Below are 11,272 nucleotides of genomic sequence, written 5' to 3'. Positions count from 1 at the left end.
CCAAAAAACAGGGATTAAAGGACGTTTCATGAGTGCCGTATCAACAGCTCTGAAAGTGGTGGGTCTGGCCTGCCTGGGCTTCGCCACCACGCCATGCCTGGCGGGCAGTTTTCTGGAAATGCCGGATACCACCGAGGTGCCGGATCTGGAAGAGCAGAGTCTGCGTCTGGATCTGGATGTGCCCCCCGTGCGTGACCGCAGCCCCGACCCCCAGGCAGGCCCCCGGCTGAACGTGCGCGAATTTCGCGTGCAGGGTCTGGTGGAATACCCGGAACTGGGCATTACCCGGGCCGAAGTGATGGAGAAAGTCGAAGCGTTGCGCTTCGATATGATGGATGAGGATGCCATGCTGGAATCGGGCTATACGCTCGATGAGCTGGCATCGCTATCGGATCTGATTGCGGAAATCGAAGAAGACACCAAGGATCGCCACGTCGGCCCGCTGGAAGTACAGCGCGTGGTGTTCCATGTGCGTGAGCAGCGGCGGCAACGGGGCATTACTCTGGGCATGATTGAAACCGTCGCCGATACCATCACCCGGTATTATCGCGAGCGGGGCTTCATTCTAGCCAAAGCCTATATTCCCGAACAGCGGGTGCGCGACGGCGTGGTCAACCTCACCGTGCTGATGGGCAATCTTGGCGAGGTACGGGTGGAGAACAATGACCACTATCGGGACCGTACCCTGGCCCGGGTGTTCGATGGCGTGCTGGATAAACCGGTAAAAGCGGGCGTCATTGAAGAGCGCCTGTTTTTTGTCAACGATTTGCCAGGTGTGCGGGCGCGCGGCTTCTTTGAGCCCGGTCAACAGGTGGGCGATTCGCGCATGGTCCTGAATGTCACCGACGAGCGTCGGCTCGATGCCAACCTGCGCATCGATAACCACGGCTCGGAATCCTCCGGCGAGTATCGATTGTACGGCGATGTCTATTGGCACAATCCACTGGGTATTGGCGATCAGCTGCAGGTCGGGGTGCTCAACTCCTACGAGCCGGATAACTCCCTGTATGGCATGTTCCGCTACCGGGTGCCCGCCTACTTTCCGCGCCTGAAGTTTTCGGTGGGCGCCTCCAGCAATGACTTTGTGGTCGGACAGTCGAGTTCCGATGATATTGATGCATTGAATATTGAAGGTCGTTCAGAGGTGCTCGACGCGGCGCTGGACTATCAACTGCGTCGCACCCGTCTGAAGAACCGGTCGGTACACTTGCGCTGGGCGGAAATCGGCTCGGAAATGGACTTTGTCAACTCGGCGTTGGTGCGGCACAGCGTTGTTCGCAATCTGACGCTGGAGTACCGCTTCGATCGCCTGGATGAAGAGCGACGCTTGCTGCACCAAGGGGGCCTGAGCGTTACCCGAAGCGAATTCAGCAAGGTGGACCCGATGGATGAGCAGTTGCCTCAGACGCCGACTCTGGTGAATTTGGACTATACCCTGCTCGGCTTCTGGCGGTTACCCTTCACCGAGCTGGGGACCCGGGTGATCAGCCGCACCTCATTGCAGTACTCGGGAGAGGCGCTTTCGTCGGTGAATCAGTTCTCTCTGTCCGGCCCGCGCAAGGCGCGCGCTTTTGCCCTCAATGCCTATTTTGCGGACGACGGTGTACACACCGGTGTCGACTGGATTTTCCCCGGTTTCGGGCCACTGAAAGACGCGCTGCAGCCCATGCTGTTTGCCGACTATGGCTACGGGCAGCGCTATGCGATCCTGGAGGGGGATGAGGACACCGAGGGGGAGTTCAGCAATATTGGTCTCGGTTTTCGGATCAACGTAGCCGGGGTGCGCGGCTCGCTCACCCTGGCCCAGCCCCTCGCGGCCCGCAATACGGCGCTGGAGGATGATAGCGATATTGAGGACGACGTCCGGGCCTACTTCGATCTCCAGTATAGTTTTTAGATGTCGTAGACCACTTAACATTCGAAAAAAGGTGTCGGTTGGGGTATGGTTACCCTCAAGTAGATGGTCATATTGAATATAAGGGCCTTCTGCGATTCCACGATAACGAGGGGTAACCATGATAAAGAGAGTGAAGTCCTTATTCAGACCCGTGGCGGTCGGGCTATGCGCCGCCGCGCTGGTCACGGCCTGCGCGACCCAGCCCGGCAGCGACACCCTGACGCTCAACGAGCGTGATTACTTCGAACGCCCCGGCGTCAACGTCTTGGCGTTCGCCAACCCACCCGGCGGCCTGTTCTTCGACGCCAAAACCAGTGGTGTGGAAATCATCCACCACGGTGAACGCACCGCCACCAACGGCGATGTGCGCCTGCTGCCCACCCCCGAACAGTGGGATGGTATGGGCCAATTGGTCGAGCGCCGGGTCATTCGGGACAGCCAGCGGGTGGAAACCCAGTTGGCCTACCCGGAGCACGACTTTGAATACACCGTGGTGACCGAAGCGCAGGGCGATAAAGTCCTGATGCGAGTGTTGCTGGATGAGCCGCTGCCCGCCGCTCTGGAAGGCAAGGCTGGCCTGAACATGGAATTTGTCCCGGCGGCCTATTTCGGTAAGGGTTACCTGGCCGATGGCGTGGCCGGCACTTTCCCGCGCCACCCCGCCGGCCCGATGATCGTCAAAGATGGCCTCACCGAGTCCACCCCCTTTGCTCAGGGGCAGCACCTGGTACTGGCGCCGGAAGACCCCAAACGCACCGTAAGTATCCGTAACCTGCGCGATGAGCGCGAACTGATGCTCTACGACGGTCGCAACAAGGCCCAGAACGGCTGGTACGTGGTGCGCAGCCTGCTGCCCGCCGGCGAATCCGGTGTGGTGGCCGAGTGGGAACTGGATATCAACGGCATCCCCGGCTGGACCCGGGATCCGGTCATCAGTTATTCCCAACTGGGCTATCATCCGGCGCAGAACAAGCGTGCCATCATTGAGCTGGACGCCAACGCTCAGCCCGAGGGTTCGGCGCGTCTGCTGCGGGTCAAGGACAGCGGCGATACTGAGGTGGTCAAGCAGGGTACCCCGGAGACCTGGGGCGACTACCTGCGCTACCAGTATCTGACCTTCGATTTCTCCGATGTCACCGAGCCCGGCCTTTACCAGTTGGCCTATGGCGACCAGACCACGCTGCCTTTCCCGATCGACGATAAGGTGCATGAGAACACCTGGCAGTTGACCCTGGATGTCTTCTTCCCGGTGCAGATGGACCATATGAAAGTGCGCGAAGCCTACCGGGTCTGGCACGGTGCCTCGCACCTGGACGATGCCCTGCAGGCACCGCCCAACTACGAGCACTTTGACCTCTTTGCCCACGATGAAAATACCGATACCGACTTCGAGCCCTTCGAGCATATTCCGGGCCTGAACTACGGCGGTTGGTACGACGCCGGTGACTACGATATCCGCACCCAGTCCCAGTACTTCACCGTGCAGCATCTGGTGCACACCTGGGAGCAGTTCGGTATCGATCGGGATAACACCACCGTGCTGCAGGACAAGCGCTACGCGGAAATCCATCGTCCCGACGGCAAGTCCGACATTCTCCAGCAGATCGAGCACGGCACCCTGGCGCTGATTGCCCAGCACCGGGCCATCGGGCACGCCATTCCGGGCATTGTCGCCTCGCACCTGTACCAGTATCCGCACCTGGGTGACGGTTCCACCAAAACCGACAACAAGGTCTATGACCCGGCGCTGGATCCGCATGCCGACGAACGCGGTGTGGGCGAGATGTACGAGCCATCCACCATTGATCCGACGCCCACCGAGGACGTGATGCCCTCGGACACTATGCGCAGTGGCCGGTTTGATGACCGTTGGGCTTTCACCACCAACACCACCGCGCTCAACTACGGCTCCGCCGCCGCATTGGCCGCCGCCAGTCGGGCCCTGGGCGGCTACAACGACGAGCTGGCCGAAGAGAGCCTGCAGACCGCCCGAAACGTCTGGGAGTACGAGCAGGGCCGTGAACCCAACACTTTCCGCAACGCCAACACCACCGGCGGACGGATTGAGGAAGAGCAGCTGAAGGCGGCCGTGGAGTTGTTACTCAGCACTCAGGAGGAAAAATACGCGGACGCGGTGCGCGCGCTGCTGCCGCAGGTCTCCGAGCGCTTTGCCCAGAACGCCTTCATGCTGGCGGCGGCGCTGCCGCTGATGGATGAGGCCTACGAGCGCGACCTGCGCGAGCTGACCCAGGCCTATCGGGACAGCATTGGCGAGTTCGAAGCCGAGAATCCCTTCGGCGTGCCTATCACCCGTGGCGGCTGGGCCGGTGCCGGTACCGTGATCAGCTTCGGTATCGCCAACTACTGGTTGAATCAGGCCTTCCCGGACATTGTCGAAGCGGACCTGGTGCACCGCAGCCTGAACTTCGTGTTCGGTCAGCACCCGGCTTCCAACTACTCGTTCGTGTCGGGCCTGGGGCCGGATTCGGCCACTGTCGCGTACGGCAGCAACCGGGCGGACTTCTCCTTCATCCCCGGCGGTATCATCCCGGGCATTCTGGTGTTGCCACCGGACTTCCCGGAAAACAAAAACAACTGGCCGTTCTTCTGGGGTCAGAATGAGTACGTGATCACCGTGGGCGGTAGCTATCTGTTTCTGTCCAATGCGGTGCGATCGATGTTTGCTCAACCCTGATTGAATCGTCAGCCACGTATTGAGAGCGGCGCCTTCAAGGCGCCGTTCTTCGTCATGGGGCGTCGCCTGGTGCCCGGCTGACAAAAAATAACGCGGATTTTTCGCAACCCGCTTTGAGTCCTGCAGTCAAACCGTTAAAGTACCCCTTCGATGGATGACCTGTGCCCGGACTGACGTTTTGCTGACTTTCTGCTCCCGCCCGATGTCCACTCTGGCCAGTGCCACTGTGGGCGCCTTGCTGCTTTGCTTTGCCCCCCTCCTCTGGGCCGCATCGCCCGACATCCGAATAGAAGGCGGCAGTGATCGCCTGCGCGACAATGTGCGCAGCTTTATCACCATCACCGATGAGCCATGCGACACACCCTTGTGGCGTTTGCGCGCTCGGCTGCGGGAGTTGAGCCGTCAGGTGCAGTCGGCGGCCCAGGCCCTGGGTTACTACCACCTGAGCAGCGAGCATGAACTCAGCCGGGGCGAGGACTGCTGGGCACTGACGCTGACCCTGGAGCCCGGTGAGCCGGTCCGACTGGCGCAGGTGGAGGTGGTCATCAAGGGCGAGGGCGAAAACGACGGGGCGTTTCAGTCCATTCGCAATCAGCCGGGGCTGCGGGTGGGGGATATTCTGGACCACGGCCGGTACGAATCGCTCAAGAGCCGCTTCGGCGTGCTCGCCTCGGCGCGGGGTTATTTCGAGGGACGCTTTGAGCGCTCTCGAGTGGTTGTCGATAAAGACGCGAATACCGCGGATCTGGAACTGATCTACCACACCGGTCCCCGGTATCAGTTTGGCGAGCTTCGCCTTGAGCACGACATCCTCGATGCCTCCTTCATCGAGCGTTATTACACCTTCCAGTCGAGCGAGCCCTATGACACAGAGCCCATGCTCGAGCTGAAGAGCCGGCTCAATGCCAGTGATTACTTTCGCTCGGTTCGGGTCAACCCTCTCCTTCAGGAGCTCGACGGGCAGACGGTGCCGGTGTCGATCGAACTGGAAGGGCGCAAGCGTCACGGCTACTCGATTGGGGCCGGTTATGCCACAGACACCGGACCGCGCCTGCTGCTGGGGTACGAAAACCGCTATGTGAACAACCGGGGCCACGCCTTCAACGCTGATATCAAAGTGTCTGAGGTAGGCACCAATGTGGAGGCGGCCTACAGCATTCCGATGAGTCGGCCCGCCAATGAGCTGGTGCGCCTGTATACCGGCTACCAGAACGAGAAAACCGACAACACCCTCAGCGCCATCAACACCGTGGGTGCCAGCTATACCCGCTCCGAAGAGGACAGTGACTGGCTGCAGACCTACTCGCTCAACTATGAGCGGGAATACTACGAGGTCGGGGGGCAGCCGGAGCAGCGCTCGGACCTGTTGATCCCGGCGTTCAGTCTGTCCCGCACCCGAAGCGACGGCAACAACTACCCGCTCTCGGGCTGGAGCTTTCTGGGGCGGATATCCGGGTCGCCGTCCAGTCTGGGCTCCGACACGAGTTTTGTGCAGCTCTACGCCCGGGTCAAGGGAATCTACGGCATTGGCCCGGGGCGGTTGCTGCTGCGCGCCGAAGGGGGTATCACCGAAGTGGCTGAGTTCAATGACCTGCCCGTATCGCAACGCTTCTTTGCCGGTGGTGATGCCAGCGTGCGCGGTTACGACTACAAGTCTATCGGCCCCGTCGAGCTGAGCGAGGACGATAACGAACCGGTCGTGGTCGGGGGCAATCACCTGTTGACCACCAGTGTGGAATACGACTACCGCATCATGAATAACTGGGCGATCGCCGCCTTTGTGGATCAGGGCAATGCGTTCAACAATTCGGATTTCGATTTCAAACGCAGCGTCGGGTTGGGCGTTCGCTGGATTTCCCCCATTGGCCCGGTGCGGGTGGATTTCGCCCGGGCGCTGGATGACCATGAAGGTTGGCGCCTGCATTTGAGTATGGGGCCGGATCTATGAAGCCCTGGTTCTGGAAGGCATTCAAATACCTGCGCTGGACGCTCTATAGCGTCCTGGCGGTATTGATTCTGCTGTTGGCGCTGGTCACCGCGATCGTGGCGACCGAGCCCGGCAGCCGCTGGGCGCTGAATCAGGTGGCCCAGCGGTTGCCCCTGACCTTTGACCGGATGAGCGGCAACCTGGTTACCGGGCTGGACCTGGGCTGGGTTGAATATCGGCTGGAGGAGCAACATTATCGGATAGAAGATCTGTCCTTCCGCTGGCAACCCCTGGCGTTGCTGTACAGTGCCGTGTCGGTGCAGTCCCTGCGGGCCAGTGCGGTGGAATTACACTTGCCTCCCCCCGCGGAGGAGGCCGCCCCGGAACCGGACGGACCTCGGGAGTGGCCCACCTTGGCGCTGCCGGTGCGGATCGAATTGGGTGGAGTCGACTTGCGCAACATCCGCATCCACCAGCAGGAACAGGTAACCGAGCTCTACGGCATCAGCGGCACGCTCAGTCTGGGAACTTTCAACCTGCGTGTGTGGGATCTTGCCGCGGTGGGGCCGGAGTTCGAGGTGAGACTTAACGGTCGCACAGCACTGCGCTACCCCTATGACTCGAATCTGACGTTGGCCTGGCGCTACACCCTGCCGGAGTTGGGCGAACAGCCCATGACCTTTCGGGGGGAAGCGGATATCGAGGGCGATCTGACCAGCGTCACCGCCGAGCACCGTCTTACCGCACCGGCCACCATGACCAGTGATCTTCGCTTCTGGCCCAACCTGGATGACGAACAAACCCAGCCACAGTTGGTGCTGGATACGCTCTGGCCGGAGCAGCTGTTGCCACCGACACTATTCCCCGCCGACTGGCCGGTGCTGGAAACCGGTGGACGGCTGCAGTTGTCCGGTTGGCTCAACGATTACCATCTGGAGGTCGCCTTCTCTGGCCAGGGGCCGGGCCTTCCGTCGGTGAACGCTCGTGCCAAAGGGCTCGGCAGTCTCGAACACGTGGCTCTGGAAACTCTGGCCATTGACCTGCACGACGGAGGGCTGAATGCCAGCGGCACACTGCGCTGGGCGCCGCAACTGGAATGGGATGTGGGCGTTGAGTTCCAGAAAATAAATCCCGCCGAACTGCCGGTGCCAGCCCTCGCCGGTTGGCCCGGAGAGATAGAGGGGCAGTTCAATAGCGAGGGGCAGCAGGTAGATGGCGACCTGCGCGCCTCCGTAACCGACCTCAATGTCGCCGGCCAGTTGCGCGCCATGGCGTTGCTATTGCGTGGCGATATCGATGTGGAACAGGGGCGACTGCTGACCCGGGAGCTCAGGCTGGCGCTCGGGGCCAATCAGATGGTCCTGAACGGGGCCCTGGGGGAGCAGCTCGACCTTCAGGCGCAAGTGCAGGCGCCCATTCTCTCGCAGCTGGACCCCGCCCTTCAGGGAAGCCTGAATGCGGACATGACGCTGAGCGGACCGATGAAAGACCCCCAAGGCGAGGTGACCTTGAACGGTCAGTCCCTGGCCTGGACGGACTATCAGGTGGGCCAGTTGGACCTTAGCCTGGCGCGCACCGGTGGTGACTTCAACGCACAGTTGAGCGCTTCGGATTTGACGCTGGCGGGGCAGTCGCTTGAAACGATATCGCTGGAGGGCCGGGGACGGGTGCAAGAGCACCAGTTGGATCTGGCTCTGGTTTCCGAACATTGGGGCAGCGCCGCCGCATCCCTGTCCGGTGGTTACAGTGAGGAGCGCTGGGAAGGGGCTTTGACCCGCATGGATCTGGAGCCCCCCGACCCCCTGCTGTGGGAGCTCGATCGCCCGGCCCCTCTGGTGCTGTCGGCCCGCGAGGTGGTCGTTCAGTCGCTCTGTCTGAGCCCGGTGCCGCGTTGGCAGCGTCGGGAAGGGGTTGCCGCCACCGAGGCGCCGGAAGGGCGGATCTGCCTGGATGGACAGTGGCAACCGGATGGCGGCGCCAGTGCCCTGGCGCTGGTTGAGGGATTGCCGCTTCGACTGGCGCAGCGTTGGCTGGAGCCCGAAGTATCGCTTGAGGGCACCCTGGAAGGCCGGCTGGAGTTGCTGATGCCGGCCTCGGGGGCTGCCAATGCCCGGCTGAGACTGGAAACCCGAGAGGGGGCTTTGCGCTATCAGTTCGGCGAAGATGATGAGGAGGTCTACCCCTGGCAGACCACCCGTCTGGAGGCAGACTGGCAGAATCAGAAAGTCGAGGCATTGCTGGAGAGCGACTGGGGCGAGATTGGGCGCATCCAGGCGAAGGCCGACTGGGCCACGGATAGTGGCGCTCTCGAGGGAACCCTGCAGGCGGGTATCGACTCCCTGACGCCGCTTGAGGCTCTGGTGCCACAGTTGCAGGATGTGGCGGGCCGTCTGTCGGCGGATATGACGCTGGGAGGACGTGTCAGTCAGCCGTTGTTGACCGGTGAGATCACTCTGCGCGAGGGCGCCGCCAAGGTACCGGCGGTGGGGCTGAACCTGCAGGGATTGCAGCTCTCGGCGCGCGCCATGGAGCAGCAGTTGGCGCTGCAGGGGCAGGTGACCTCTGGCGACGGACAGTTGCGGCTCGAGGGCAGGGTCGAGAATCCGTGGAGAGCGGATCGACAGGTAACCGCTCAGTTGACCGGCGATCGCTTTCAGGCGCTCAACACCCGGGAGCTGCTGGTACTGCTGAGCCCGGATTTACAACTGACCATGAACCGCGAGCGCATTGACCTCAGCGGCGATGCGGTGATCCCCAAGGCGCTGGCGAAATTCAAATCCCTGCCGGAATCGGCGACGCGGGTGTCGGACGATGTGGTCCTGAAGGATCGCAATGGCAATGGCGATGAACCGACAGGTCCCCAGTTGTTCGTGGACCTGAATCTGGCCCTGGGCGATGACGTGCGTTTTGAGGGGTTCGGCCTGACCGCCCGTCTGTCCGGTGAGCTGCAGGTACTGCAAAACCCTGAACGGGGGCTGCTCACCGTGGGTGAGGTCGGAGTGGCCGAGGGGCGCTATAAGGCCTATGGCCAGGACCTGGACATCGAAAGGGGCCGCTTGATCTTCCAGGGGCCCTACGACAATCCGGGGCTGGACATTCGCGCTACCCGCGAAGCGGATGAAGTGACCGCGGGCCTGGAAATTGGCGGCACCTTGCAGAGGCCCCGCAGCCGCGTATTTTCCACCCCATCACTGCCGGACAGTGAAGCCATGGCGATACTGCTGACCGGCAAGTCCCTCAACAGCTCCTCCTCGGCGGATGCTTCCATGCTGATCAATGCCATCGGCGGACTGGGGCTTGAGCGCAGTGGCTTCATCACCGCCGAAATCGCCGAGACCTTCAGCCTCGACGAGTTTCGGATTCAGCCCGAAGATGACGTCACCGAGAGCTCGCTGCACATTGGCAAATACCTGACGCCGCGACTGTTTGTCCGCTACGTTGTCGGGCTGTTCGACCAGACCAACAGTCTGGGACTGCGCTATGAGATTACCGAAGAGTTGCGGTTGGAAGCTGAGTCCGGGGTCACCCAGAGCGTGGACATGATCTACAAATTCGAACGCTAGAATTGGCTGCATGGACCGTTAGCGCAGGGACGCCACCGTCTCGCGCAAAAACGCCTCCGCATCGGCGGCGTTGATCGGGCGGCTGAACAGGTAGCCCTGTATGTCGTGACAGCCGAGACGGCGCAGAAATTCCCGCTGAGCCTGGGTTTCCACCCCTTCGGCGATGACACGCAAGCCCAGGCTCTGGGCCAGGGTGATGATGGTACTGATGATCACCCGGTCGTCGTTGTCACTGGTAATGTCGCGGACAAACGACTGATCGATTTTCAGCTTGCTGATCTTGAACCGCTTCAGATAGCTCAGTGAAGAGTAGCCGGTACCAAAGTCATCAATGGACAGGCTGATGCCGGCCCCATGGAGGCGGTTGATCATGGTGACCGCCCGCTCGGGATCATCCATGGTGATGCTCTCGGTCAATTCCAGCTCCAGGTATTCCGGTGGCAGGGCGGCATCGTCCAGAATGCTCAATACCATGTCTGGCAGGTTTGGCTGATGGAATTGGGCCGCCGAGAGGTTGATGGCAATTTTCGGCGGAGCGATGCCGGCATCGATCCAGCGTCTCAGTTGCTGAGTGGCCTCGCGCATCACCCACTCGCCAATGGGCACGATCAATCCACTGCTCTCGGCGATGGGAATGAATTCCGCCGGGGATACCCGGCCCAGGTCGGGGTGGTTCCAGCGCAGGAGCGCCTCAAAACCGATGATGGTGCTGGTGTGCAATTCCTGTTGAGGCTGGTAGTACAGCTCGAACTGATTGTGCTCCAATGCCTGGCGCAAGGCATTTTCCACTCGCATCAGCCGGACGTAATGGGTCTGCAGTTCGGGCGTGAAAAAACTGTAGGTGTTGCGGCCCTTCTGTTTGGCCCGGTACATGGCGATATCGGCATTGGTGTACAGCTCACTCAGATGGGTGCCGTCTTCGGGGTACAGGGCGATGCCCACCGAGCTGGTAACCGAAAGATCGTAGCCGTCAATACGGAAGGGGCGGTTCAGTAGCGATAACAGTTTCTGGGCGGCATGAGCGGCGCCGCTGGCATCGGTGGCGGGCAGCAGCAGAATGAACTCGTCGCCGCCGGGGCGGGCGAAGGTGTCTTCCTCGCGCACCATTCCCTGCAGACGATCGGCAAAGGCCTGTAGCAGGCGGTCGCCGGCCTTGTGTCCCAGGGAGTCGTTGATGTTCTTGAAGTTGT

Annotated in this window: 5 protein-coding genes; 4 read left to right on the top strand and 1 reads right to left on the bottom strand. The window is 61.4% G+C overall.

Annotated elements, in window-relative coordinates:
• Nucleotides 1-28 precede the first annotated feature (28 nt).
• From B3187_RS05655 to B3187_RS05640, 4 genes are all read left to right on the top strand, one after another.
• The gene (locus B3187_RS05655) at nucleotides 29-1,897 is read left to right on the top strand and encodes a ShlB/FhaC/HecB family hemolysin secretion/activation protein (RefSeq protein ID WP_286805037.1); all 1,869 of its coding nucleotides are present in this window, start codon (nucleotides 29-31) and stop codon (nucleotides 1,895-1,897) included.
• A 130-nt stretch (nucleotides 1,898-2,027) separates the two neighbouring features.
• Entirely contained in the window at nucleotides 2,028-4,592 is a 2,565-nt protein-coding gene (locus tag B3187_RS05650) for a glycoside hydrolase family 9 protein (RefSeq protein ID WP_286805035.1), read from the top strand.
• Nucleotides 4,593-4,770: 178 nt separating this feature from the next.
• A complete protein-coding gene (locus tag B3187_RS05645) occupies nucleotides 4,771-6,540 on the top strand; it encodes an autotransporter assembly complex protein TamA (RefSeq protein ID WP_286805034.1) in 1,770 nt (589 codons plus the stop codon).
• Entirely contained in the window at nucleotides 6,537-10,082 is a 3,546-nt protein-coding gene (locus B3187_RS05640; protein WP_286805032.1) for a translocation/assembly module TamB domain-containing protein, read from the top strand. The genes B3187_RS05645 and B3187_RS05640 overlap by 4 nt, the downstream gene beginning before the upstream one ends.
• 18 nt (nucleotides 10,083-10,100) lie before the next feature.
• On the opposite strand, the gene B3187_RS05635 is transcribed toward B3187_RS05640, so the two are convergent.
• Nucleotides 10,101-11,272: putative bifunctional diguanylate cyclase/phosphodiesterase (locus B3187_RS05635; protein WP_286805030.1), on the bottom strand; the 1,172-nt coding region annotated here is incomplete at its 5' end.

It is taken from the genome of Marinimicrobium sp. UBA4209 (assembly GCF_002381585.1).
In the GTDB taxonomy this organism is placed as follows: Bacteria; Pseudomonadota; Gammaproteobacteria; order Pseudomonadales; family Cellvibrionaceae; genus Marinimicrobium; species Marinimicrobium koreense.
This window is presented reverse-complemented; position numbering and strand designations above follow the sequence as displayed.

What these genes read in the sequence shown, in the direction of transcription:
- B3187_RS05655 (WP_286805037.1), top strand. Translation starts at nt 29, where the DNA reads ATGAGTGCCGTATCAACAGCTCTGAAAGTGGTGGGTCTGGCCTGCCTG.
- B3187_RS05640 (WP_286805032.1), top strand. Translation starts at nt 6,537, where the DNA reads ATGAAGCCCTGGTTCTGGAAGGCATTCAAATACCTGCGCTGGACGCTC.